The 25,125-nt window shown below is 71.6% G+C and carries 20 protein-coding genes, 3 pseudogenes and 1 riboswitch; of the genes and pseudogenes, 13 read left to right on the top strand and 10 right to left on the bottom strand.

The features are described 5' to 3' along the window. Positions 1-46 precede the first annotated feature (46 nt). From frr to ACIHCM_RS21700, 10 genes and pseudogenes are all read left to right on the top strand, one after another. Positions 47-604 carry a ribosome recycling factor gene (gene frr, locus ACIHCM_RS21655; RefSeq protein ID WP_014675285.1) on the top strand — a complete coding sequence of 186 codons (558 nt, stop codon included), beginning with the start codon at positions 47-49 and terminating at the stop codon, positions 602-604. Then, a complete protein-coding gene (locus ACIHCM_RS21660) occupies positions 604-1,728 on the top strand; it encodes a phosphatidate cytidylyltransferase (protein ID WP_399898187.1) in 1,125 nt (374 codons plus the stop codon). The genes frr and ACIHCM_RS21660 overlap by 1 nt, the downstream gene beginning before the upstream one ends. Before the next feature lie 66 nt (positions 1,729-1,794). Then, a pseudogene (locus ACIHCM_RS21665) lies at positions 1,795-2,997 on the top strand (FAD-dependent monooxygenase); the annotation flags it as partial. Between the two features lie 112 nt (positions 2,998-3,109). Continuing rightward, a complete protein-coding gene (locus ACIHCM_RS21670; protein ID WP_399898189.1) occupies positions 3,110-3,574 on the top strand; it encodes a pyridoxamine 5'-phosphate oxidase family protein in 465 nt (154 codons plus the stop codon). Positions 3,575-3,828: 254 nt separating this feature from the next. After that, entirely contained in the window at positions 3,829-4,263 is a 435-nt protein-coding gene (locus ACIHCM_RS21675; RefSeq protein ID WP_399898191.1) for a VOC family protein, read from the top strand. Between the two features lie 209 nt (positions 4,264-4,472). After that, positions 4,473-5,579 carry a 23S rRNA (adenine(2503)-C(2))-methyltransferase RlmN gene (gene rlmN, locus ACIHCM_RS21680; protein ID WP_399898194.1) on the top strand — a complete coding sequence of 369 codons (1,107 nt, stop codon included), beginning with the start codon at positions 4,473-4,475 and terminating at the stop codon, positions 5,577-5,579. A 21-nt stretch (positions 5,580-5,600) separates the two neighbouring features. Further along, a riboswitch (TPP riboswitch) is annotated at positions 5,601-5,719 on the top strand. 78 nt (positions 5,720-5,797) lie between these two features. Next, positions 5,798-6,913, top strand: a complete 1,116-nt coding sequence (locus ACIHCM_RS21685) for a thiamine ABC transporter substrate binding subunit (protein ID WP_399898196.1) — start codon at positions 5,798-5,800, stop codon at positions 6,911-6,913. Next, a complete protein-coding gene (locus ACIHCM_RS21690) occupies positions 6,889-8,553 on the top strand; it encodes an ABC transporter permease (RefSeq protein WP_399898198.1) in 1,665 nt (554 codons plus the stop codon). The genes ACIHCM_RS21685 and ACIHCM_RS21690 overlap by 25 nt, the downstream gene beginning before the upstream one ends. Continuing rightward, positions 8,553-9,584, top strand: a complete 1,032-nt coding sequence (locus ACIHCM_RS21695; protein WP_399898200.1) for an ABC transporter ATP-binding protein — start codon at positions 8,553-8,555, stop codon at positions 9,582-9,584. The genes ACIHCM_RS21690 and ACIHCM_RS21695 overlap by 1 nt, the downstream gene beginning before the upstream one ends. A 15-nt stretch (positions 9,585-9,599) precedes the next feature. Continuing rightward, positions 9,600-10,398 (top strand): annotated as a pseudogene (locus ACIHCM_RS21700) (maleylpyruvate isomerase family mycothiol-dependent enzyme). A gap of 105 nt (positions 10,399-10,503) precedes the next feature. On the opposite strand, the gene ACIHCM_RS21705 reads toward ACIHCM_RS21700, so the two are convergent. The 7 genes from ACIHCM_RS21705 to ACIHCM_RS21735 all read right to left on the bottom strand — a co-directional run bounded on the left by ACIHCM_RS21705 (position 10,504) and on the right by ACIHCM_RS21735 (position 17,327). After that, complete coding sequence (locus tag ACIHCM_RS21705; protein ID WP_399898202.1) at positions 10,504-11,205, bottom strand: LAETG motif-containing sortase-dependent surface protein; 702 nt, start codon at positions 11,203-11,205, stop codon at positions 10,504-10,506. A 161-nt stretch (positions 11,206-11,366) separates the two neighbouring features. Further along, positions 11,367-12,497: an LOG family protein gene (locus tag ACIHCM_RS21710; RefSeq protein WP_399898204.1), complete on the bottom strand. Its 1,131-nt coding sequence runs from the start codon at positions 12,495-12,497 to the stop codon at positions 11,367-11,369. 26 nt (positions 12,498-12,523) lie between these two features. Continuing rightward, positions 12,524-12,931 (bottom strand): VOC family protein, encoded by a 408-nt coding sequence (locus ACIHCM_RS21715; protein WP_399898206.1) that lies wholly within the window; start codon positions 12,929-12,931, stop codon positions 12,524-12,526. A gap of 120 nt (positions 12,932-13,051) precedes the next feature. Next, a complete protein-coding gene (locus tag ACIHCM_RS21720; protein ID WP_399898208.1) occupies positions 13,052-14,473 on the bottom strand; it encodes a hypothetical protein in 1,422 nt (473 codons plus the stop codon). Then, positions 14,455-15,195: an ABC transporter ATP-binding protein gene (locus ACIHCM_RS21725; protein WP_399898210.1), complete on the bottom strand. Its 741-nt coding sequence runs from the start codon at positions 15,193-15,195 to the stop codon at positions 14,455-14,457. The genes ACIHCM_RS21720 and ACIHCM_RS21725 overlap by 19 nt, the downstream gene beginning before the upstream one ends. 216 nt (positions 15,196-15,411) lie before the next feature. Beyond that, on the bottom strand, positions 15,412-16,794 hold the full coding sequence (locus ACIHCM_RS21730) for an aspartate aminotransferase family protein (protein WP_399898212.1): 1,383 nt from the start codon (positions 16,792-16,794) through the stop codon (positions 15,412-15,414). Continuing rightward, a complete protein-coding gene (locus ACIHCM_RS21735; protein ID WP_399898214.1) occupies positions 16,779-17,327 on the bottom strand; it encodes an Lrp/AsnC family transcriptional regulator in 549 nt (182 codons plus the stop codon). The genes ACIHCM_RS21730 and ACIHCM_RS21735 overlap by 16 nt, the downstream gene beginning before the upstream one ends. Positions 17,328-17,492: 165 nt before the next feature. Here ACIHCM_RS21735 and ACIHCM_RS21740 point away from each other — a divergent pair, with 165 nt between their 5' ends. Then, complete coding sequence (locus tag ACIHCM_RS21740) at positions 17,493-18,932, top strand: gamma-aminobutyraldehyde dehydrogenase (RefSeq protein WP_399898216.1); 1,440 nt, start codon at positions 17,493-17,495, stop codon at positions 18,930-18,932. Between the two features lie 319 nt (positions 18,933-19,251). After that, on the top strand, positions 19,252-20,442 hold the full coding sequence (locus ACIHCM_RS21745) for a spermidine/putrescine ABC transporter substrate-binding protein (protein ID WP_399898218.1): 1,191 nt from the start codon (positions 19,252-19,254) through the stop codon (positions 20,440-20,442). Positions 20,443-20,668: 226 nt separating this feature from the next. On the opposite strand, the pseudogene ACIHCM_RS21750 reads toward ACIHCM_RS21745, so the two are convergent. From ACIHCM_RS21750 to ACIHCM_RS21760, 3 genes and pseudogenes are all read right to left on the bottom strand, one after another. Next, positions 20,669-21,801, bottom strand: a pseudogene (locus ACIHCM_RS21750) (serine hydrolase domain-containing protein). Between the two features lie 146 nt (positions 21,802-21,947). Continuing rightward, the gene (locus tag ACIHCM_RS21755) at positions 21,948-22,661 is read right to left on the bottom strand and encodes a glycerophosphodiester phosphodiesterase (RefSeq protein WP_399898220.1); all 714 of its coding nucleotides are present in this window, start codon (positions 22,659-22,661) and stop codon (positions 21,948-21,950) included. Positions 22,662-22,683: 22 nt separating this feature from the next. Then, positions 22,684-23,775 (bottom strand): adenosine deaminase, encoded by a 1,092-nt coding sequence (locus tag ACIHCM_RS21760; protein ID WP_399898222.1) that lies wholly within the window; start codon positions 23,773-23,775, stop codon positions 22,684-22,686. A gap of 197 nt (positions 23,776-23,972) precedes the next feature. Between ACIHCM_RS21760 and ACIHCM_RS21765 the strand changes: the two genes are divergently transcribed. Next, on the top strand, positions 23,973-24,887 hold the full coding sequence (locus ACIHCM_RS21765; RefSeq protein ID WP_399898224.1) for a hypothetical protein: 915 nt from the start codon (positions 23,973-23,975) through the stop codon (positions 24,885-24,887). The last annotated feature ends 238 nt before the right edge of the window (positions 24,888-25,125 follow it).

Below are 25,125 nucleotides of genomic sequence, written 5' to 3' on the forward strand. Positions count from 1 at the left end.
CCAAGGAACCGCAGCCGGGCCTACTCAAGACACGCAGGAGCAAGTGGTGATCGAAGAGACCCTCCTCGAAGCCGAGGAGAAGATGGAGAAGGCCGTCGTGGTCGCCAAGGAGGACTTCGCCGCGATCCGCACCGGCCGTGCGCACCCCGCCATGTTCAACAAGATCGTGGCCGACTACTACGGCGCGCCTACGCCGATCAACCAGCTGGCTTCGTTCTCCGTGCCGGAGCCGCGCATGGCGGTCGTCACCCCGTTCGACAAGAGCGCGCTGCGCAACATCGAGCAGGCGATCCGCGACTCCGACCTGGGCGTCAACCCGAGCAACGACGGCAACATCATCCGGGTGGTGTTCCCCGAGCTGACCGAGGAGCGCCGGCGCGAGTACATCAAGGTCGCCAAGGGCAAGGGCGAGGACGCCAAGGTGTCCATCCGCTCCGTCCGCCGCAAGGCCAAGGACGCCATCGACAAGCTCATCAAGGACGGCGAGGTCGGCGAGGACGAGGGCCGTCGTGCGGAGAAGGAGCTCGACGACACCACGGCGAAGTACGTCGCCCAGGTGGACGAGCTGCTCAAGCACAAGGAAGCCGAGCTGCTCGAGGTCTGATGAACGACTCTCCCTGGGGGGCGCCGCCCCACGCCGGGTACTGGGGGCCGTCCGACCGGGGGCCTGTCCAGGGGGCCGCCCCGGCGGGTCCCACGTACGATGCGCTAGACGCGCAGCAGACTCGCCCCATGCCCATCGTGCCCGACGTATCCGCTCACGGCGGAAGCCAGGATGACGACCGGGGGGCCGCTCGGCTGGGCGGCTCCTTGTTCCGTGACGAGAGCCCGTCGGCGCCGCCCTACGGCGCGGTGCCGCAGAATCCGGAGCCCATGCACGACGCCCCTCAGCCGGCACCCGCACCGCAGAAGAAGAGTGCGGGCCGTGACCTGGGCGCGGCGATAGGGGTCGGGGCCGGACTCGGCGCGGTGATCATCACGTCCCTGTTCATCGTCAAGGCGGTGTTCGTCGGGGTCGTGGCGGTGGCCGTCGTGGTGGGCCTGTGGGAGCTGACCAAGCGGCTGGAGGAGCGCAAGGGCATTCACGCGCCGCTGGTGCCGCTCGCGGTCGGCGGCGCCGGGATGGTCGTCGCCGGTTATGTGCGGGGACCCGAGGGCGCATGGGTGGCGATGGCGCTCACCGCGCTGGCGGTCCTGGTCTGGCGGATGACGGAACCGCCGGAGGATTACCTCAGGGACGTCACGGCCGGCGTCTTCGCCGCCTTTTACGTCCCGTTCCTGGCGACGTTCGTCGCGATGATGCTGACCGCGCAGGACGGGCCGCAGCGGGTGTTCATGTTCCTGCTGCTCACCGTGGTCAGCGACACCGGCGCGTACGCCGTCGGCTGGCGCTTCGGGAGGCACAAGCTCGCCCCGCGCATCAGCCCCGGCAAGACCCGCGAGGGACTGGTGGGAGCGGTCAGCTTCGCCATGGCGGCCGGTGCGCTGTGCATGCAGTTCCTCATCGACGACGGCACGTGGTGGCAGGGCCTGCTCCTGGGCCTCGCGGTCGCCGCCAGCGCCACTCTGGGCGACCTGGGCGAGTCGATGATCAAGCGCGACCTCGGCATCAAGGACATGGGCACGCTGCTGCCGGGGCACGGCGGGATCATGGACCGGCTGGACTCGCTGCTGCCCACGGCTCCGGTGGTGTGGCTGCTGCTGGTGCTGTTCGTGGGATCCAGCTGAGCGGTCGTATGTGCTGAGGAGCCCCTGCCCTTCCCCTGGGCGGGGGCTCTTTCCGTGCCGCCGTGCGGAATCGGTTTCGGAGGCGGGGCGTTCGGGGCGTTCCCTGAGGAGTACGTGCTCGCGGACGTCGAGGTGGACTGGGACCTGCCTCAGGGCTACGGCGTACGGGCCATGCACTACGGCGACGGCGCGCTCGACGACCTCCTCGTCTGCATCCCCCTGCCCGGGCGCTCCCGCTACCGCATGTCCATGCTCGTCCCACCCGAACTGTCGACCCGAGCGGGACACCTCCGGCGCGAACCCGGGGCCGAGAAGGCCACGAACGGGCTCGGCGAGGCCACGCAGGGGCTCGGCCACGGCACGGACACGCCCGGCGACGTGACGCACGGACTGGAAGGCGGCCGCCGGCCGGGACTGGAACACATCCAGGCCGTGCTCGACCGGCTCTCCCCGCGACCGACCACCGCCTCGGCCATGCGCTGGTCCTCGATCTTCCGCATCAGTCACCGCCTGGTGGACCGCTACGGCGACGGCCGGGTGTTCCTCGCGGGCGACGCCGCACACATCCACCCGCCCACCGGCGCGCAGGGCATGAACACCGGCATCCAGGACGCCTGCAACCTGGCCTGGAAGCTGGCCCTCGCCGTGCGGGGAACGGCGCACCCGCGGCTGCTCGACAGCTACGACGCCGAACGGCGGCCGATCGGCGAGGAGGTCGTGGGCCGCACGGTCCGGCACGCCCGGGAAGGCATCCAGGCCGACCCCGACGACCCCGACGACCCCGCCACGATCATGATGCGGGAGGCACAGCTGCTGGTCGCCTACCCGGACAGCCCTGTCGTAGGACCCCGGACGCCGGGCCTCACCGGCCCCGATGCCGGGGACCGGGCACCCGACTGCGGCGGCCTCACCGACAGCATCGCGGCCTACCCGATAAGCCTGTACGACGTATTGCGCGAACGCGATCACGTCCGGCCGCGCTACGCGGACGAGGACGGGCAGGCGGACACCTTCGCGGACCTGGCCGCCAAGGCGCGTACGGCGAGTCACGACCAGATGGCGGCGTACGCGGTGCTCGCCGGCGGGATGGACGCCGGCCGGGCCGGGCTGCCGGTGCTGTGGGACAGCCGGGGCGAGTTCCGCGGCGGCTACCGGGCCGAAGGCCCCACAGCCCTCCTCGTCCGCCCCGACGGTCACCTCGGCGCGCGGGTCACCCCGGCGTCGGCGGAGCAGCTGACCGCTCACCTTTCCCAGGTCTTCGGGCCCTGACTCGTACAGGCCGCGCGCACGCCTGGAACTGATCGAGGGGGTACATAGGTCGCGAGGAGTAGGTCCTGCGCCTCAGGCGCGCCTCGCGCCTGCTTGGTTAGGGTCGCTCCTCATGGAGACCACAGGAATCGTTCGTCGCCGGACTGCCGAGCGTGTGCGCGACGCTCTGGAGCGGCTCGGCACCGAGCGGGATGTATGGGTGTCGACGGCTCACCCTGATCACGGGCCGCACCAGGTGCCGCTGTGGTTCTCGTGGGACGGGCGAGCGGTGTGGATGTGCACCGGCGCCACTTCCGTGACGGCGCGAAACGTCCGCGCAGAGCCGCGCTTGCGCCTCTCGCTACCGGACACCTTCGACGTGGTGCTCCTCCAGGGGGAGGCGGAGTACTTTCCGGACCAGGAGGTGCCGGGGGACGCGGCGGAGGCGTTCGCCGAGAAGTTCGGCTGGGATCCACGCGCGGAAGAGGGTTCTTTTCTGTACATACGGGTGGCCCCGAGGACTGTGCGCGCCTGGCGCGGCGAGCCCGAACTACGCGGGAGAGTGATCATGCGTGACGGGATGTGGCTCGGTCACTAGCACTTCGGCCATGGATCGATGTGCCGTGGATCGACGCACAGGGTGAGGCTGTCTGGAGTGACGTCTGGTGGAGGTCGAGCGGGGATACGGGCATTGCACGGCCAGTTCTAGATCGCCGACGAGCGTCGATGACGACGACTGGTACATGGGCAGCGTGTACGCCGATGGCAGCGTCGACTGTTGGGCAGCCTACGGGCGGATCCGCCTGGGGAAATGAGCGGCAGGGTCCCCCTGGTGCGCGGTACCGTGCGCCGATGTCAGCGATCAAGAAGTTCCAAGTCACCTTCGACTGCGCAGAACCTGAGCGCCTCGCTCGCTTCTGGTGTGAGGTGCTGGGGTACGTCATACCGCCGCCACCGGAGGGGTTCACCACCTGGGACGATTTCAACCGCACCCTGCCTCCTGAGCAGCAGGGATCATGGTTCGCCTGCAGTGATCCGTCAGGCGTGGGCCCGCGCCTTTACTTCCAGCGCGTCCCTGAAGGCAAGATCGTCAAGAATCGGGTGCATCTCGACGTCCGGGTCGGCACCGGGCTCGTGGGGGACGAGCGTCTCGCCACGCTCGAAGCCGAGTGCGCACGGCTGGTGGCGCTCGGTGCGACCCACGTGCGAACCCTGTATGCCGATGAGGAAAACGAGTCGTGCATCCCGATGCTGGACATCGAGGGCAACGAGTTCTGTATCGACTGAGCACTCGTCGAGCCGGGGAGGCGGGGAGCCGCCTCCATGGGGCCTCTCTGGGATCGCACGGGGGAGGGCGTTACCCCATGTGGGCGAGGTGTGCACCGGGCGATGCCGAACATGGCGGTGCGAACACCGTCGCGGCCCTGCCTACTACCGACAGTCGTAGCAGCGGCAGCCCCAGGTCACCCAAGTGGATCTGCGACACTGGTACAGCCATGCCTAAGCCCGGAGAACTCACATTCGTCGCCCCCCGCGGAGCCAAGAAGCCGCCGCGGCATCTTGCCGATCTCACGCCGGCCGAGCGCAAAGAAGCCGTCGCCGAGATCGGTGAGAAACCGTTTCGTGCCAAGCAGCTGTCGCAGCACTACTTCGCGCGGTACGCGCACGACCCGGAGCAGTGGACCGACATCCCGGCCGGGTCGCGCGGGAAGCTGCGGGAGGCGTTGCTTCCGGAGCTGATGACGGTCGTGCGGCATCTGTCGACGGACGAGGGCACCACCCGTAAGACGCTGTGGCGGCTGTTCGACGGGACGCTCGTCGAGTCGGTGCTGATGCGCTACCCGGACCGGGTGACGATGTGCATCAGCTCGCAGGCGGGCTGCGGGATGAACTGCCCGTTCTGCGCCACCGGGCAGGCCGGGCTCGACCGCAACCTGTCCACCGCCGAGATCGTCCACCAGATCGTGGACGGCATGCGGGCGCTGCGCGACGGCGAGGTGCCCGGCGGGCCCTCGCGGCTGTCGAACATCGTCTTCATGGGCATGGGCGAGCCCCTGGCCAACTACAAGCGCGTCGTCGGTGCCATCCGCGCGCTCACCGACCCGGAGCCGGACGGGCTCGGGCTTTCGCAGCGCGGGATCACCGTCTCGACCGTCGGACTGGTGCCGGCGATCCACCGCTTCGCCGACGAGGGCTTCAAGTGCCGGCTGGCGATCTCGCTGCACGCCCCGGACGACGAGCTGCGCGACACCCTCGTGCCCGTGAACACGCGCTGGAAGGTGCGCGAGGTGCTGGACGCCGGGTTCGACTACGTCCAGAAGTCCGGGCGGCGGCTGTCCATCGAGTACGCGCTGATCCGGGACATCAACGACCAGGCCTGGCGCGGTGACCGGCTCGGCCGGCTGCTCAAGGGCAAGCCCGTGCACGTCAATCTCATCCCGCTGAACCCGACTCCGGGCTCCAAGTGGACCGCGTCCCGTCCCGAGGACGAGAAGGCGTTCGTGGAGGCCATCGCCGCCCATGGTGTACCGGTCACGATCCGGGACACCCGTGGTCAGGAGATCGACGGGGCGTGTGGTCAGCTCGCGGCCACCGAGCGGTAGTCTGACGCCGTACACATCTTCATATTCCGGCAGGGGAGCGCCACAGCGCTGAGAGTGCGGCAGCCATATCTTGGGTGAGCCGCAGACCCTCTGAACCTCGCCCAGGTCATTCTGGGTAGGGAGATCGGTCGTCACTCGAGCTGTTGCGCCCTGCCCGGGAACCCGTTCCAGGTCCCGGGCAGGGCCGCGTCTCTTCCTGGTCACCCAGGAGGAAATCAGTGAGCAACACCAAGAAGTTCACAGCCGTCGTCGTCGGGCTGGGCATGGTCACGCTGTCCGCGTGCGGGTCCTCGGGTTCCGGTGATGAAGGCTCGGACTCCAAGACGGTCACCCTCGTCAGCCATGACTCGTGGGTCGTGTCCAAGAGCGTGATCGCCGCCTTCGAGAAGCAGTCCGGCTACCGGGTCAAGGTCCTCAAGGACGGCGACGCCGGCCAGGTCGTCAACAAGGCCGTCCTGACCAAGGACAACCCCCAGGGCGACGTCCTCTTCGGCGTCGACAACACCCTGCTGTCCCGCGCGCTCGACAACGGTCTCTTCCAGCCGTACGAGGCGAAGGACGCCGACCTGGTCAAGCCGGAGTACCGGGCCGACCAGGAGCAGCACCGCGTCACACCCGTCGACACCGCCGACATCTGCGTGAACTACGACAAGGCCTGGTTCAGCGAGCGCAAGCTGGACCCGCCGAAGACCCTCGACGACCTGGCCGACCCGGCGTACAAGAACCTCCTCGTCACCGAGAACGCCGCCACCTCCTCACCCGGCCTCGGCTTCCTGCTCGGCACGGCCGCGAAGTACGGCGATGGGGGCACCTCCCGCTCGGGCGGAGCCGAGAGTGGGGGAGGCTGGGAGGGCTACTGGAAGAAGCTCAAGGCCAACGGCGTGAAGGTCGTGGACGGCTGGGAGCAGGCCTACAACGAGGAGTTCTCCGGTTCCGCGAGCGGCCGGAAGGCGGGCGGCGACCGGCCGCTGGTCGTGTCGTACGCCTCCTCGCCCCCCGCCGAGGTCGTCTTCGCCGACCCGAGGCCGAAGACCGCCCCGACCGGTGTGGCCATGGGCACCTGCTTCCGGCAGGTCGAGTACGCCGGCCTGCTGAACAACGCGAAGAACCCGGAGGGCGGCAAGGCGCTGCTCGACTTCATGCTCACCAAGCAGTTCCAGGAGGACATGCCGCTGAACATGTTCGTCTACCCGGTGCGCGAGGGCGCCCAGGTGCCCGGGGAGTTCGTGAAGTACGGCCCGCAGGCCGAGGACCCCGGGACCATGGACCCGGCGAAGATCGCCGAAAACCGTGACGAGTGGGTCAAGTCGTGGACGTCGCTCGTACTCAAGTAGCCGCCAGGGCACGCGGGAACGCGGCGCGGCTCGGGCTTCTCGCCCTGCCTGTCGCGTTCTTCGCCGTCTTCTTCGCCTACCCCGTCGCCGCGATCGTCGGCCGTGGACTGAAGGCCGACGGGAGCTGGCAGTTCGGGCTGCTCGCCGACGTTCTCGCCCAGTCCGGCATCCGGCACGTCCTGTGGTTCACCACCTGGCAGGCGCTCGCCTCGACCGCGCTGACGCTGCTGATCGCGCTGCCCGGCGCGTATGTGTTCGCCCGCTTCGACTTCCCCGGCAAGCAGGTGCTGCGGGCGGTCGTCACCGTGCCGTTCGTGCTGCCGACCGTCGTGGTCGGCACGGCGTTCCTGGCGCTGGTCGGGCGGGGCGGGCTGCTGGACGACCTCTGGGGCGCCCGGCTGGACACCACCGTGTGGGCGATCCTGCTCGCGCACGTCTTCTTCAACTACGCGGTCGTCGTACGGACGGTCGGCGGGCTCTGGGCGCAGCTCGACCCACGCCAGGAGGAGGCCGCGCGGATGCTCGGGGCGTCCCGCCTGAGCGCCTGGCGGAGCGTCACCCTGCCCGCGCTGGGGCCTGCCGTGGCCGCCGCCGCACTGATGGTCTTCCTGTTCACCTTCACCTCCTTCGCCGTGGTGCAGATCCTCGGCGGACCCACCTTCTCCACCCTCGAAGTGGAGATCTACCGGCAGACCACGGAGGTCTTCGACCTCGCCACCGCCGCCGTGCTGACGCTGGTCCAGTTCGCCGCGGTGGGCGCGGTGCTCGCCGTGCACGCCTGGACCGTACGGCGGCGGGAGTCCGCGCTGCGGCTGGTGGATGCGTCCGTGACCGCACGCCGGCCGCGCGGGGCCGGGCAGTGGGCGCTGCTGGCCGGTGTCCTGGCCGTGGTCGCCCTGCTGCTCCTGCTGCCGCTGGCCGTGCTGGTGCAGCGCTCGCTCGACGCCCCCGGGTTCGGCTACTACCGGGCGCTGACCAGCGAGGACGGCGGCACCTTCCTGGTCCCGCCGATCGACGCGATCGGCAACTCGCTGTCGTACGCCGTGGTCGCCACCGCGATCGCCGTGCTGGTCGGCGGGCTCGCCGCGGTGGCGCTGACCCGGCGGGACGCGGGGCGGTTCGTTCGCGGGTTCGACGCGCTGCTGATGCTGCCGCTGGGCGTGTCCGCGGTGACGGTCGGTTTCGGGTTCCTGATCGCCCTCGACGAGCCGCCGCTGGATCTGCGCGCCTCGTGGATCCTCGTACCCCTGGCGCAGGCGCTGGTCGGGGTGCCGTTCGTCGTGCGGACCATGCTGCCGGTGCTGCGGGCGGTGGACGTACGGCTGCGCGAGGCGGCGGCGGTGCTCGGGGCGTCGCCGTGGCGGGCCTGGCGTGAGGTGGACCTGCCGATGGTGCGGCGGGCGCTGCTGGTGGCGGCCGGGTTCGCCTTCGCCGTGTCGCTCGGGGAGTTCGGGGCGACGGTCTTCATCGCGCGGCCGGACAACCCCACGCTGCCGGTCGCCGTGGCGCGGCTGCTGGCGCGGCCCGGCGATCTCAACTACGGGCAGGCGATGGCCCTTTCGACGATTCTGATGGTGGTGTGCGCGGTGGCGCTGCTGGTGCTGGAGCGGCTGAGGACCGACCGGACGGGGGAGTTCTGATGCTGCTCGGCCTGGAGAACGCGACCGTACGGTTCGGTGGGCGGCCCGTCCTCGACGGCGTCGGCCTGGAGGTCGCCGAGCACGAGGTGGTGTGCGTGCTCGGCCCCAGCGGAAGCGGTAAGTCGACGCTGCTGCGGGCCGTGGCGGGGCTGCAACCCCTCGACACCGGGCGGGTGCTGCTCGACGGACGCGACCAGGCCGGGGTGCCCGCGCACCGGCGGGGCGTCGGGCTGATGTTCCAGGACCATCAGCTCTTCCCGCAGCGCGACGTGGGCGGCAACGTGGCCTTCGGGCTCCGGATGCGCGGGGCGCCGAAGGCACAGCAGCAAGAACGCGTACGGGAGTTGCTGGAGCTGGTCGGGCTGCCCGGTGCCGCACGCCGGGCGGTGGCCGCCCTGTCCGGCGGGGAGCAGCAACGGGTGGCGCTGGCCCGGGCGCTGGCGCCCCGGCCGCGGCTGCTGATGCTGGACGAGCCGCTCGGACAGCTGGACCGGTCGCTGCGCGAACGGCTCGTCGTGGAACTGCGGGAGCTGTTCGGCCGGTTGGGGACGACCGTGCTCGCGGTGACGCACGACCAGGGTGAGGCCTTCGCGCTGGCCGACCGTGTGGTGGTCATGCGGGACGGGCGGATCGCCCAGTCCGGTACGCCGCTTCAGGTCTGGCAGCGGCCCGCGGACGCGTTCGTGGCGCGCTTCCTGGGCTTCGACAACGTGACCGACGCTACGGTGAGCGCGCAGGCCGCGGACACCGCGTGGGGGAAGCTGCCGGTGCCCGAGGGCGCGGAGCAGGGGGCGCGGACGGTGCTCGTACGGCCGGCCGGTGTGCGCCTGGCCGCCCCGGACGCCGGGCTGCGGTGCACAGTGGCCGCGCGGACGTTCAAGGGCAGCCATGTCGCCGTACACCTGCAACCGGTGGACGGGGCGCCGCGGTTGGAGGCGGCGTGTGCGCTGCGGGACGCGCCCGGGGTGGGGGAGATCGTGGGCGTCGAGTTCGACGCGGCGGAAATCGTGGTGCTCGGGCGCTCCGGGTGATCGTAGGGTGCGGGCATGACGCGACTCGCACATGACCGGTACTGCGACGAAATCGCCCATCAGGTAGGTCTGTTGCGGTCCGTCGTGACCTCAGGGGCCGATCTGGCGGCCACCGTGCCCACCTGCCCCGACTGGACCCTGGAGCAGCTCGTCCGGCACCTGGGCCAGGCCCTGCGCTGGGTGGAGCTGCTCGTGCGCACCGGCTCCGAGGTGGAGATCCCGGAGGACGAGGTACCGGGCGCCGAGGGGCCCGCGGCGGAAGGGGACGCGGCCGCGCTGGACGCCTGGCTGGCGGAGAGCGGCGGGATGGCGGTGGACACGCTGCGCGAGGCGGGCCCGGACGCCCCCCGTGTGGGGGTGGGCAGGGCAGCCCGACGCCGGGTTCTGGGCCCGCCGGATGACCCACGAGATCACCGTCCACCGGGCCGACGCCGCACTGGCCGCCGGTCTGCCCTACGCGGTCGCGCCCGAGGTGGCCGCCGACGCGATCGACGAATGGCTTCAGATCGTGGCGTTCGTGCAGCGGACGATGCCGCAGGACTCGGCGCGGGAACTGCGCGGGCCGGGGAGAAGCATCCATCTGCACGCGACCGACACCGCGCCGGAGCTGAGGGCCGAGTGGCTCGTCGAGCTCACCGAGGAGGTGCTCGTCTGGCGGCGCGGCCATGAGAAGGCGACGGTGGTGCTGCGTGGGCCGCTCACCTCGGTGCTGCTGGCCTTCTACCGGCGGCTGCCGCTGGACAGTGCGGAGGTGGAGGTCCTCGGGGAGCGGGAGTTGCTGGAGTTCTGGCTCGAACGGGCGACGTTCGGCTGAGGGACCGGCCCGGTGCGACGGCGGACGGCCCGCCCCGGGTGAAACGGAAGGCCCGCCCCCTGGTGAAGGGGACGGGCCACCGTTGTGCGGATCGTGCGTGCGGGGTCAGCGGTCGCTGTTGGCCCCACGGCGGCGCATGCCGAGGAACACGGCACCGCCACCGACGACGACCAGGGCCGCCGCGATGCCGGCGATCATGCCGGTGCTGGAGTTGGCGCCGGTCTCGGCGAGGTTGGAGTCGCCGACGGCGGGGGAGGGGGCGTTGCTCGGGGCGTCCGCGGGCGGGGTGCTGCCGTCCTCGGAGGGCGTCGGGGCGGGCGTGCCGGACTCGGCCGGGGTCGAGGGGGCACCCGACGGCTCGGGCGCCGTCTTCGACGGGGCCGGGGCCGGCGTCGAGGTGTCCTCGGTGGTGCACGCCGTGGCCGGGGTGACCAGGTTCGGCTTGATGTCGTCGTCGACCTGGTTGCCGGCCTTGACGTGGACGCGGTACGTCGCGTTCGGCTTCCAGTCCTCGGCGAAGGTGATCGTGACGCCCGCGCGCGAGCCCTTGACCTTCTGGGAGCCCACGAGGCGCTCGTCGGCGCCCTTGTTCTCCAGGTAGACCGACACGGTCGCCGGGGTGCCGGACGGGTCCTTGTCGATGACCGTGATGACACCCTTGGTGCCGTCGCACTCCGCCGCGGCGGAGAACTCACTGATGTGGCAGGCGAGCGCGTTGCCCGCGGCGCCGAGCGCGAGCGCGGCGGAAGCGGCGGTGACACCGAGGATGCGCACGGAACGGCGTGCGTTACGGTGATGTATGGACACGTTTGTCCTTCATGGGATGCGCGAATTGCGGGGGGTTGAGGGGGAGATGAGGCGCCGGCACCAGCCGGTCCCACCGCCCCCACGAGGCTCATAGGTTTATTAGCGCGCGACAAGCAGTGTCAATCCGTCGGCCTGTCCCGGCCGTTGGCTTTGCGCTCTTATTAACCACCCAGACGTTTCAGCGCCGCCGGCGCCTCCTCGATCCGGTCGACCAGGGCGATGCGCACCTCCATCGACCGCTCCCGGGCCAGCGCCCGCAGCAGCGGCCAGGCCGGGAGCCGCTCCGTCCAGTGCTCGCGGTTCACCAGGACCATGGGGGCGGGCTCGCCACGGGACTCGTAGTAGTTCGGGGTCGCGTTGTCGAAGATCTCCTGTACGGTGCCGGCGGCGCCCGGCAGGAACACCACGCCCGCGGTGCAGCGGGCCAGCAGGCCGTCCTCGCGGGTGGCGTTGGCGAAGTACTTGGCGATGTGCGCGGCGAAGGCGTTGGGCGGCTCATGGCCGTAGAACCAGGTCGGGATGCCGACCGACAGCCCGCCGTGCGGCCAGCGCTCGCGCACCTCGAACGCGGCGCGGGCCCAGTCGGTGATCGACGGGACGAACTTCGGCGTCTTCGCGAGAAGTCGGAGCGCCCCGTCGAGCATGACGTCGGGGTGCGGGGCGGCGTACGCGCCGAGGTTAGCCGCCTCCATGGCCCCGGGGCCGCCGCCGGTGGCGACGGTGAACCCGGCGCGCGCCAGCTCACGACCGAGGCGCGCGGCACCGGCGTAGGCCTCCGTGCCGCGCGCCATCGCGTGCCCGCCCATGACCCCCACCACATGGTCGCCGGCGAGGAGTTCGTCCAGCGCGTCGGAGACGGCGTCGTCGTGCACCGCGCGGAGCATCGACGCGAAGACGTCGCCGTCGGCCTTCGTCTGCTGGAACCAGGCGTAGGACAGGGCGTCCGGGGTCCCCTCGTATCCCTTCGCCAGGCCCTCGAACAGCTCGTCAGGGGTGTAGACGAAGCCGCGGTAGGGGTCGAAGGGCAGGTCCGGTATCGGCGGGAAGACCAGGGCGCCGGCGGCGGCGATCCGGGCTGCCGCTGCGTCGGCCATGGGGCAGCCGAGGAAGACGGCGCCGGTGACCTCGACGGAGAGCAGGGCCTCCGTACGGGACGTCAGATCGACGGCCTGGACGCGGAATCGGGCGAGCGTGCCCTGGGCGGCGACGACCTCGTCGAACTCGGCCAGGGACTCGATCTCACGGTCGTGCGAGGCGGTGTGGGTGGCGTGGGCGGGTGGTGTGGAGTGCACCCGCCCATGCTAGGGGCGCGTGTCGCTCAGCCCTCGAGGGCCGCCGGGTCCATCCACATGACCTCCCAGGTGTGGCCGTCCAGGTCGTCGAAGCCACGCCCGTACATGAAGCCGTGGTCCTGGGGCTCCCCGGAGGCGGAGCCGCCGGCCGCGATCGCGTTGTCCACCAGCTCGTCGACCTTCTCGCGGCTCTCCGCGCTCAGGCACAGCAGCACCTGGCTGGACTTCGTCGCGTCCACGATCTCCTTCTTCGTGAACTCCGCGTACTTCTGCCGGGTGAGCAGCATGGCCACGATCGTGTCGCTGATCACGACCGAGGCCGTGGAGTCGTCGCTGAACTGGGCGTTGATCGAGTAGCCGAGCCGGGTGAAGAACTTCCTCGAGGCGTCGAGGTCGTTCACGGGCAGGTTCACGAAGATCATCTGCTGGTACATCGGTGGTCTCTCCCATCGGTGTCGTGCCGTTCGGTGGGGTAGACCGGGGGCCGCCGCGGAACTCATCGCCGGTCGGCGATTTTCCTCGTACGCATCTTCAGCAGCGTCCCGGCGGCCGTCTCAGCGGGTCAGCGGCTGCGCGGCGAGCGCGGCGACCGCCAGGGTCAGCGGGGCGAACATGGTGACCAGGGCGGCGGCGCGCAGGCCGGCTGCGGCGCGCAGCATGGTCGTGGGGGCACCGAGACGGAGCAGGGCGGCGGTGGTGTCGGCGCGGGCGTGCTTGGCCTCCACGGCGGCGGTGAGCAGGGTGGCGAGGGTGCACCCGGCGACGAGGAGCGCTCCGAGGGTGGTGAGGGGACCGAAGGTCGGGCCGTGGGGGTTCTGCAGGGCGGCCATGGCGTAGGCGGCGGACGCGACCGCGCAGACGATGCCCAGGGGACGGCCGATGCGGGAGGACTCCTCCATCAGGACCCGGCCGGCGAGCAGGCGCAGGGCGCCGGGCCGGACGCTCTGCAGGAGATGGCCGCAGATGTGGGTGAGCCCGGGCCCGGCCAGGGCGAGTCCGGCGGCGGTGAGCAGCCAGCCGAGGAGGACGCCGACGGGCCCGCTGGTCAGGCCGCCGGGCATGTCGGTGGTGGCCGTGGCATGACCCGCGTAGGCCTCCACGGCGAGGCCCGCGGCGAGGGTGGACACACCCCAGGGGAGGGCCGCGGTGGGGTTGGGCCGCTTGCCCGGCGACGCGGCGATGCCGGGCGTGGCGGCCGGGGTACCGGCCGGGTTGTCCGGCGCCTGCGGGGCGTCGCCGCTGCGCGGCACGGGAGCGCCGGCCGTACGGGGGCGCTGCTCGGCGGCGGCCTGCGGGGCGGCGTCCGCCGGTGCGGGGTCCGTCCGCTGCTCGTCGTGGCCCGCGGTCCGGCGCAGATGGGCGCCGAAACGCCCGTACGCGCCGAACGTCTCCCGCATCGCCCCGGTCCCGTACGCCCCGAAGCGGCCGAACGCCTTCCGCGCGCCGTCCGCCCGCGCGGGCCGCGCCTCGCGCGGGCGCAGCACCAGGGCCACCGCCAGCGACGCGGCGGCCGGGACCAGGGAGAGCAGGGTCAGGGCTGCCGGCACCGGCAGGGGCCGGTCCGCCGCCAGGAACTGGGCTCCCGCTCCGTCGAAGGGCATCCCCGTGATGGTGCCGCGCAGGTGCAGGAAGAGGAGCAGGGCCAGCATCGAGCCGAGGGCCGTGGACAGGGCCGTCGTGGTGGCCGAGATGGTCATCAGGCGGGCCGGGCCCAGCCCGATCGCCGACAGGCCGGGACGGGGGCGGGTACCGGGGTCGGTGCGGGCGACGGCGACGGCGAACTGGACCGTGGCGGCCAGCGGGACCGTGCACCAGGCCAGGCGGAGTACGGCGGCGGGAGGGTCGTCCGGATGGCCCAGCGCGTAGCCGAGGGTGCACAGCAGGAGCAAGCCGGTGCCGGCCGAGGCCGCAGCGACGAGCAGGCGGCGCAGCTGGACGGCCGGGTGGGCGCTGCGGGTCAGGCGGAGAGCGAGCACGCGGCCCGGCCTTCCGACTCGGAGACCGGCGGCAGGTGCACGGTGGTGACGCACCGCCCGTCCAGGAGGGAGACCGTGCGGTCGGCGAGGGCCGCGGTCGTCGGGTCGTGGGTGGCCAGCACCACCGTGATCCCGTGCGAGCGGGCCGCCGTGGTGAGGGTGCGCAGCACGTGCCCGCGGTCGGCGTGGTGCAGCGGGGCGGTGGGCTCGTCGGCGAACAGGACCGTCGGCGCGGGCGCCAGCGCGCGGGCGATGCACACCCGCTGCCGCTCCGCCTGACGCAGCTGGTGCGGGCGCTTGCGGGCGCAGTCGCCGACGTCGAGCCGGTCCAGCCACTCCCGGGCGACCGTCTTGGCGCGGCGCCGGCTGGTGCCGCGCAGCATCAGCGGCAGCGCGGCGTTCTCCCAGACGTTCAGCTCCGGTACGAGGACGGGGGCGGGGTCGATCCAGCCGAACCGGTCGCGGCGCAGCCGTTCGCGGGCGACGGGGCCCATGGTGTGCACGGGGACGCTGTTGAACCAGACCTCGCCGTCCCGGGGGCGCAGCAGGCCCGACAGACAGCCCAGCAGCGTGCTCTTGCCGCTGCCGCGCGGGCCGGTGACGGCGAGGATCTCCGCCTCCCGGACGCCCAGCGAGACACCGCTGAGCCCGGGGGAGCCGTCGCGGTGCTGGAAGTGCAGGGCGCGTGCCCAGAGGACGTCGTTGTCCGGCGGAGCCACCATGGGCGTACACCTCAGTTCGGATCCGTATGTGCCTGCCAGGTCCCTCGTGCGGGGGAACGAAGGCTGGGCCGATCGGTCACTGGGCACGCTAGGCAGCGGCCACCGGGCTCCCGGACAGCACACGGCCCCGGGCCGCCGTTCTCACTCGAACGGACGGCGCCGGGGCCGTGGCCGATCACCCCGATCTTCCCGAAGGAAGATCATCACGTCGGCCGGTCAGAGCTTCGTCCACGCCTCCGTCAGCGTGGCCCGCAGGATCTGCTCGATCTCGTCGAAGGTCTCCTGGTTGGAGATCAGCGGCGGGGCGAGCTGCACGACCGGGTCGCCGCGGTCGTCGGCACGGCAGTACAGGCCGTTGTCGAACAGGGCCTTGGACAGGAAGCCGTACAGGACGCGCTCGGTCTCCTCGTCGTTGAAGGACTCCTTGGTCGCCTTGTCCTTCACCAGCTCGATGCCGTAGAAGAAGCCGTTGCCGCGGACGTCGCCGACGATCGGCAGGTCGTGCAGCTTCTGCAGGGTCTGCAGGAACGCGCCCTCGTTGTCGAGCACGTGCTGGGTGAGGTTCTCGCGTTCGAACAGCTCGAGGTTGGCGAGGCCCACGGCCGCGGAGACCGGGTGACCGCCGAAGGTGTAGCCGTGCAGGAACGTGTTGTCGCCCTTGTAGAACGGCTCGGCGAGACGGTCGGAGATGATGCACGCGCCGATCGGGGAGTAGCCCGAGGTCATGCCCTTGGCGCAGGTGATCATGTCCGGTACGTAGCCGAACTTGTCGCAGGCGAACATCGTGCCCAGGCGGCCGAAGGCACAGATGACCTCGTCCGAGACGAGCAGCACGTCGTACTGGTCGCAGATCTCGCGCACCCGCTGGAAGTAGCCGGGCGGCGGCGGGAAGCAGCCGCCGGCGTTCTGCACCGGCTCCAGGAAGACGGCGGCGACCGTCTCCGGGCCCTCGAAGAGGATCTGCTGCTCGATCTGGTCGGCGGCCCAGCGGCCGAAGGCCTCGGGGTCGTCGCCGTGGATCGGGGCGCGGTAGATGTTGGTGTTCGGGACCTTGTGCGCGCCCGGCACGAGAGGCTCGAAGGGGGCCTTCAGGGCGGGCAGGCCGGTGATGGACAGGGCGCCCTGCGGGGTGCCGTGGTAGGCGACCGCACGCGAGATGACCTTGTACTTGGTCGGCTGGCCCTGGAGCTTCCAGTACTGCTTGGCGAGCTTCCAGGCGGTCTCGACGGCCTCGCCGCCGCCGGTGGTGAAGAAGACCTTGTTCAGGTCGCCCGGCGCGTAGTCGGCGAGGCGCTCGGCCAGCTCGACGGCCTTGGGGTGCGCGTAGGACCAGACCGGGAAGAACGCCAGCTCCTGGGCCTGCTTGAAGGCGGTCTCGGCGAGCTCGACGCGGCCGTGACCGGCCTGGACCACGAACAGACCCGCCAGACCGTCGAGGTAGCGCTTGCCCTTGTCGTCGTAGATGTAGGTGCCCTCACCGCGCACGATCGTCGGAACGGGAGAGTTCTCGTACGAGGACATCCGGGTGAAGTGCATCCACAGGTGGTCGTACGCGGATTTGCTGAGGTCCTTGGTACTCACGGTTATCGGGTTCCCCACATGTAGGTCTGCTTCTTGAGCTTGAGGTAGACGAAGCTCTCGGTGGAGCGCACGCCGGGCAGGGCCCGGATGCGTTTGTTGATGACGTCCAGCAGCTGGTCGTCGTCCTCGCAGACGATCTCGGCGAGGATGTCGAACGAGCCCGCGGTCATCACCACGTACTCGACTTCCGACATGCCGGTCAGCGCGTCGGCCACGGACTCCGTGTCGCCCTCGACGTTGATCCCGACCATCGCCTGCCTGCGGAAGCCCACGGTGAGCGGATCCGTGACGGCGACGATCTGCATCACGCCCTGGTCGAGCAGCTTCTGGACGCGCTGGCGCACGGCCGCCTCGGACAGGCCGACAGCCTTGCCGATCGCGGCGTACGGCCGGCGGCCGTCCTCCTGGAGCTGCTCGATGATCGCGAGGGAGACGGCGTCCAGCTGAGGGCTGCCGTTCCTGGACTCGCGGGAGGACTCACGGAAGGGCTCGCGGAGGTCCCGCGAGTTCCTCTGGTCTGCGCTTCGACTGGCCACGGCCACACTGTGCACGACGTCTCGACAGTTTCGCAAGGCCGCAGCGATGAAATTCGTTGTCTGCGCATTCCAATCTTGCGGATATCGCAGATCTCGCGGGGCAGGGGGTGTTGAAACCGTGGGACTAGCGATTAGGGTGGGTGTCTCAGTGATTGGACACCCGAACTTGGAGGGCCGGCAGTGAGCACCGAGCTGCGTCGTCTGCGCAACTACATCGACGGAGAGTTCCGGGACGCCGCCGACGGACGGACCACCGAGGTGGTGAACCCGGCGACCGGCGAGGCGTACGCCACCGCGCCGCTGTCGGGGCAGGCCGACGTCGACGCCGCGATGGCCGCCGCGGAGGCCGCGTTCCCGGCCTGGCGGGACACGACCCCGGCAGAGCGGCAGAAGGCCCTCCTGAAGATCGCGGACGCGTTCGAGTCGCGTGCCGAGGAGCTGATCGCGGCCGAGGTGGAGAACACGGGCAAGCCGACCGGGTTGACCCGCTCCGAGGAGATCCCTCCCATGGTCGACCAGATCCGCTTCTTCGCGGGCGCGGCCCGGATGCTGGAAGGCCGTTCCGCCGGCGAGTACATGGACGGGCTCACCTCGATCGTCCGCCGCGAGCCGGTCGGCGTCTGCGCGCAGGTCGCGCCGTGGAACTACCCGATGATGATGGCCGTGTGGAAGTTCGCCCCGGCCATCGCGGCGGGCAACACCGTCGTGCTGAAGCCGTCGGACACCACCCCCGCCTCCACCGTCCTGATCGCGGAGATCCTCGGGGAGATCCTTCCCAAGGGCGTCTTCAACGTCATCTGCGGTGACCGCGACACCGGCCGCATGATGGTCGAGCACCCGACCCCGGCGATGGCCTCCATCACCGGCTCGGTGCGCGCCGGCATGTCGGTCGCCGAGTCCGCCGCCAAGGACGTCAAGCGGGTCCACCTGGAGCTGGGCGGCAAGGCGCCGGTCGTCGTCTTCGAGGACACCGACATCGCCAAGGCCGTCGAGGACATCTCCGTCGCGGGCTTCTTCAACGCCGGGCAGGACTGCACCGCGGCCACCCGAGTGCTGGTCCACGAGGCGATCCACGACGAGTTCGTGCAGGCCCTGGCCAAGGCGGCCGCCGAGACCAAGACCGGGGAGCCGGACGACGAGGACGTGCTGTACGGCCCGCTGAACAACCCCAACCAGCTCAAGCAGGTCACCGGCTTCATCGAGCGGCTGCCCGCGCACGCCAAGGTCGAGGCCGGCGGTCACCAGGTCGGCGACAAGGGCTACTTCTACGCCCCGACCGTCGTCTCGGGCCTGAAGCAGGACGACGAGATCGTGCAGAACGAGGTCTTCGGCCCGGTCATCACCGTCCAGTCCTTCCGTGACGAGGACCAGGCCGTCGAGTACGCCAACGGCGTCGAGTACGCCCTCGCCTCTTCCGTGTGGACCAAGGACCACGGCCGCGCGATGCGCATGTCCAAGAAGCTCGACTTCGGCTGTGTGTGGATCAACACCCACATCCCACTGGTCGCCGAGATGCCGCACGGCGGCTTCAAGAAGTCCGGCTACGGCAAGGACCTGTCGGCGTACGGCTTCGACGACTACACGCGGATCAAGCACGTGATGACCTCGCTGGACGCGTAGCGCTCCGCGCGGGGGCCGTCCCGGAGGGGCGTTGCCCGCGCGTGGTCTCACAGAGCTCGGCCCCGGACGGAGGACGGACCGTCCGGGGCCGTGGTGTGTCCGGCGGGGGCTGTCCGGCGGGGTTCGGCGGCGAGGGTTGTTCCGGCGGGGGCTGTCCGGCGGGGGCTGTCCGGCGGGGGCCGCAGGGGAGGTTCAGCGAGGTGCGCGGGTGTCCCGGGCCGGGTGTCCCGGGGTGATCGACAAGGTGTCTGCGCTGCGCGGAGGGGCTCGACGCAGCGTCCATTGTCGGCCTCACGGCACGCGCGGCATGCTGGAGGTCATGGCCCTCCCACCTGCGAATCCACCGGTGCTGTCCCGTCGCTCCCTGCTGCTCGCCCTCGGCGGAACCGCCGCGGCGGGCGCGCTCGCCGGGTGCGGGGTGCCGGCCGCCTATGTGGCAGCCGGTGACCGGGCCGCCGCCGACCGCTCGGCCCAGGACAGAAGGCTGACGTGGGCCAACTGGCCGCTGTACATCGACACCGACGACTCCGGGAGGAAGCGGCCCACGCTGGACGCCTTCGAGCGGCGTTCCGGCATCGCCGTGGACTACGTCGAGGAGATCAACGACAACGACGAGTTCTTCGGCAAGATCAGCCCCTCGCTGATGAACCACCAGCCGACCGACCGCGATCTGATCGTCATCAGTGACTGGATGTGCGCGCGGTTCGTCCGGCTGGGCTGGGTGCAGGAGATGGACCGCGCCCGGCAGTCCCACGTCACCCGGTACCTCGACCCGCTGCTGCGCTCCCCGGCCTTCGACCCCGGCCGCAAGTTCACCGTGCCGTGGCAGTCCGGCATCACCGGCATCGCGTACAACCGCCGGGCGCTGGGCCGGGAGATCCGCCATGTCTCCGACCTGTGGGCCGGCGACCTCAAGGGCCGGGTCACGCTGCTGTCCGGGCTGGACGAGGCGTTCGCGCTGCTGATGCAGGGCGACGGCGTCGACATCACGCGGTGGACGGCGGACGACTTCCACCGGATGTGCGACCACGTCCACAAGCGGGTCAGGGACGGGCACATCCGCCGCTTCACCGGCAACGACTACATCAAGGACCTCTCCAGCGGCGACGTACTGGCCTGCCAGGCCTACTCAGGTGACGTGATCCAGCTCCAGGCGGACGATCCGGACATCGAGTTCGTCGTCCCCGAGGAGGGCGCCGAGCTGTGGTCGGAATCGCTGATGATCCCCAACCTCGCCGCCCACAAGACCAACGCCGAGCGGCTCGTCGACTACTACTACGAGCCCGAGGTCGCGGCCGAGCTGGCGGCCTGGGTCAACTACGTCTGTCCCGTACCGGCCGCACAGGACGTCCTGGCATCCGCCAAGGACGAGGAGACCGCCGCCCTGGCCGAGGACCCCCTCATCTTCCCGGACACCGCGATGCGACAACGCCTCGCGATCGCCCGGGACATCGCGCCGGACGAGCGGGTGGAGTTCGCGCGGCGGTGGAACGGCATCGTGGGGTTGTGAGTTCGCCGGCGCGGGCGGCGTGCGGGGGCGGCGGGGCACGGTGCCTCGCCGGCGACCGGCGCTTCAGGGGGTGGATGGGCTTGGGGCTTCGCTCGCGGCGGGCGTCTGATGCTCACGGGCAGGGGGCCGCGCCCGCGACCGGCGCCCAGGGCTCACGGGCATGGGGCCTCGCCCGTGAGGGTGCCCAGGGGCCGGACGGGCATCGGGCCTCGCTCGCGACCGGCGCCTAGGCGAGGGCGGCCGCCACGATGCGCGCGGTGACCGGGTTCGCCGACTCGTCCTTGGCGCTGGTGGCGTTGACCGCGTAGACGAGCGTGCGGTTCAGCTCGCGGTCCGCGGCGATCGCCGTGGCGTACCCGTACCGCGCGCCGGATTTGAACCAGAACTCCCGGCCGCCGACCTCGTACCGCTGAAGCCCGGCGCTGTACGGCGCGAGGGGGAGACCCGCCGGGCGGGTGAACATCTCCTCCAGCTGCGGCCGCGGCAGATCCGGCCCCGGAACAGCGCGGTGATCAGCCGTTCCAGGTCCGCCGTCGTGGAGATCATGTCGCCGGCCGCCCAGCGGTCCGACTGGTTCCACTCCGTCACGTCGACGAGCCGCGTGGAGCCGTCCGCTCCCGCCATCGCCTGGTAGCCGCGCTGGTGCGGGCCGTGGATGCGCGGATCGGCTCCGGGGAAGTACGTGTCCCGCATCCCGGCGGGACGCAGCACGCGCCGAGCGGCCTCCCTGGCGTACGACCGGCCGGTCACCTGCTCGATCAGCATGCCGAGCACCGTGTAGTTGATGTTGAGGTAGTGCTGCTGGTCGCCGGGATCGAACTCCGGCCCCTTCGCCGCCGCCGACGCCACCAGCCGCTCGGGCGGCAGGGTGTCGAAGCGGTGGGCGTACGGGTCGGCGAACCCGTCGCCCGCCGGGATTCCGCTGGTGTGGTTCAGCAACTGCCGGACCGCGATCGGCCGTTCGAACCGGGCGCCGAGCAGCCCGGGGAGGTGTGCCTGCACCGGCTCGTCCAGATCGAGTCGCCCTTCCGCCGCGAGGTGCAGCACGACCGCCGCCGTCACCACCTTCGTCGTCGAACCCGCCCGGAAGCGGGCGTCCGGATTCGTGGCCCGGCCGCTGACCAGGTCCCGTACGCCCGAACTGCCGTGCCAGCAGCCGGTCCTGCCGCCGATCCGCACCAGCGCGGCCGTCGCGTCCTTGTCGGGCAGCCCGCGGATCGCGGCCCGCAAGGCCTTCCGGTTCGGACCCGGGTCCGACGGCGGCACCGGGGCGGCCGAGGCGGAGCCGGCCAGGGGGCCTGCCGCGAGGACGAGCGCGCCGGAGGCGGCGAGGACGGTTCTGCGCGAGAGAGGGGGCATCGGGGCTCCTGCTGCGAAGGGTGAGGTCGTCGTGATCATCCTCGGGCGGTACGACCTCACCCGGATCGTCGGCGAGGACGACCCCGGCCCTGGGGCGACCCCGGGACAACTCGCCCGGCGCACAAGGGGGTTGTGCGGGGAACCCCCTACGGGAACGCCTGGCCGGTGAGCGGCCGGGCGGCCCCGCGCAGGGCGCACAGCGCGTCGACCCGGTTGGTGGTGATCGAGTCGACGCCCAGGGCGAGCAGGCGGCGCATGGCGCGGCTTGTGTCGGGGGTCCAGACGGACAGCAGGTAGCCGTCCTTGTGGACGCTGGCGGACAGGGCGCGGTTCACCAGTCCGAAGCGGTAGTTGAGCCAGCGCGGGCGCACCGCGTCCAGCAGGGCCGGCCGCGGCGGGGCCAGCGTCGTCCAGGTGAGGGCGATCTCGGCGGCCGGGTCGGCGGCTCGCACCGCGAGCATCGCCGCGGCGCCCGCGCAGTAGTACACGCGGTCCGCCGCCCCGCACTCCCGTACGACGTCCACGACCCGGCGGGCCGCCCGCACGTCGGGCGTGCCCGGCAGGTCGAGCATCACCCGGTGCCCGCCGGTCGCCGCGAGCGCCTCCGCGAGCGTCGGCACCCTGCCCGCGGTGAGCCCCCGCACCTCGTCCGCCGACAGCGACAGCAGCGGCCGGTCGTGCTCCCACAACCGTTTCAGCGTCTCGTCGTGCAGCAGTACGGGCACACCGTCCCGGGTCAGCCGTACGTCGATCTCCACCGCGTCCGCGCCCAGCCGGAGCGCGGAGCGGAGTGAGTCGATCGTGTTCTCGCGGAAGTGGTACGGGGCACCGCGGTGGGCCACGGCGGTCACGTTCGGCATGGGGGCCATGGCGGCGGCGGGGTCAGCCCGCGAGCCAGGCCGAGGTGTAGGCGTCGATCTCGTCCCTGATACGGCCCTTGCCCGCCTCGTCGAGGAACGACGCCTCCACCGCGTTCTTCGCGAGGTCCGCAAGACCCCGCTCGTCGAGGTCGAGGAGCCGGGCGGCGACGGCGTACTCGCTGTTGAGGTCGGTGCCGAACATCGGCGGGTCGTCGGAGTTGATCGTGACCAGGACGCCGGCCCGCGCGAACTCCTTGATCGGGTGCTCGCCGAGCGTGCGGACGGCGCGGGTGGCGATGTTGGAGGTCGGGCACACCTCCAGGGCGATCCGGTGCTCGGCGAGGTGCGCCAGCAGCTTCGGGTCCTGCGCGGAACTCGTGCCGTGCCCGATGCGCTCGGCGCGCAGATGGGTCAGCGCGTCCCACACCGTCCCGGGTCCCGTCGTCTCACCGGCGTGCGGCACGGAACGCAGCCCGGCGGCGATGGCCCGGTCGAAGTACGGCTTGAACTGCGGGCGCGGCACGCCGATCTCGGGCCCGCCGAGCCCGAAGGACACCAGCCCCTCGGGGCGCACCCGGTCGTCGGTGGCCAGCCGCGCGGTCTCCTCGGCCGCCTCCAGACCCGCCTCGCCGGGGATGTCGAAGCACCAGCGCAGTACGGTCCCGAACTCCGCCTCGGCCGCCTTGCGGGCGTCCTCTATCGCGTCCATGAAACCTTTCTCGTCGATGCCGCGCCGGGTGGAGGAGAAGGGGGTGACGGTCAGCTCGGCGTACCGCACCTGCTGGCGGGCCATGTCCCGGGCCACCTCGTAGGTGAGCAGCCGCACGTCCTCCGGGGTGCGGATCAGATCGACGACGGACAGGTACACCTCGATGAAGTGGGCGAAGTCCGTGAAGGTGAAGTAGTCGACCAGGGCCTCGGGGTCGGTGGGCACCTTGGAGTCGGGGTGGCGGGCGGCGAGTTCGGCGACGATCCGGGGGGAGGCGGAGCCGACGTGGTGCACGTGCAGTTCGGCCTTGGGCAGTCCGGCGATGAAGGCGTGCTGGTCGCGGGCGCCGGCGACGGCGGACTCGGTCGGCCCGGCGGGCACCGGCGCGGTGGTGTGGTCGGTCAAGGTTCCTCCCCGGAACGGCGTCCGGGCCGCGCACGGCGGCGGGACGCGGGTGATCGGCTGATCGGTGATGCGGGATCATCGTAGGCCGGGGCGCCTGGGGGAGCGGAAGCGGCTTTCTGGAACCGGGGAGGGCGGCCCCCGCGTGGTCACGCCTGGGCCGTAGCATGACGGAACGTACGACAGAGGGGGTCCCGCGCATGACCGACGACGCGCAGCCGCCGGCCGCGCCGGAGAACAACGCCGAGCCCGGTGCCGACCGCACGGGGGCCGCGACGGGTGGTGTGACGCCTGGGGCTGCCGAGCCCGGTGGTGCGCCTGCCGCCGGTGGGGCGTGGACGCCGCCGCAGTGGCCCGAGGACGCGGCTCCCGACGTCTCGCAGGACGCGGGCGCGATTCCCGAGGTCGGTCAGGAGGCTCCGGCCCGGGTCCCGCTGAACAAGGGGGCCGCCGCCGATCCTCGCGGCCCCGAGCCCGACCCCTGGGCGCCGCCGGAAAGCCGTACCCCCGTGGGGCCTGGCGACACCGTCGCGGCGCCGACGGGCCCGTCCGTGCACGACCAGCAGACGGTCACGTCCTTCCCGGCGGCCGACGCCTCCCCGCCGTGGGCGGCGCCCACCGCGCAGCCCGGCCCCGGCGGGCCCCCGTCCTACCCCCCGCCGAACCCCGCGGTGGGTAACCCCTTCGCGGCGCCTGCGGCGGGACCCCAGGACGTCCCGCCCCCGCCGATCGCTCCCCACGGCCCCGGCCAGGTCCCGTACGGCTACCCGGCACCCGGCTACGGCTACCCGGCACCCCAGCAGCCGGTCTACGGCGGCCACCACACCCACGGCGCCCCGGGTTACTACGGCTGGCCGGGCGGCCCGGGCGAACCCAGCAACGGCATGGGCACCGCCGCCATGGTCGTCGGCATCGTCGCGGTCGCGGTCTTCTGCCTCTGGCCGGTGGCGATCCTGCTGGGCATCCTCGCCGTGATCTTCGGCGGCATCGGCCGTGCCAAGGCCGGCCGCGGCGAGGCCACCAACCCCGGCCAGGCGCTGGCGGGCATCATCTGCGGCATCGCGGGCGTGGTCCTCGGCGTCGTGCTCGGCCTCGTGGTGATCCTGGGGACGTAGCCTGTGGACGGCCCCGTCATGCCAGGCACCCGACGGGGGGCGACCCCCGGCTCGGGCCTCGGCATCGTGCTCGGCCTCGTGGTGATCCTGGGGACGTAGCCTGCGGACGGCCCCGTCATGCCAGGCACCCGACGGGGGGCGGCCCCCGGCTCGGGCCTCGGCATCGTGCTCGGCCTCGTGGTGATCCTGGGGACGTAGCCTGCGGACGGCCCCGTCATGCCAGGCACCCGACGGGGGG

The sequence above is a fragment of the Streptomyces sp. NPDC052023 genome (assembly GCF_044548465.1).
Taxonomy (GTDB): domain Bacteria; phylum Actinomycetota; class Actinomycetes; order Streptomycetales; family Streptomycetaceae; genus Streptomyces.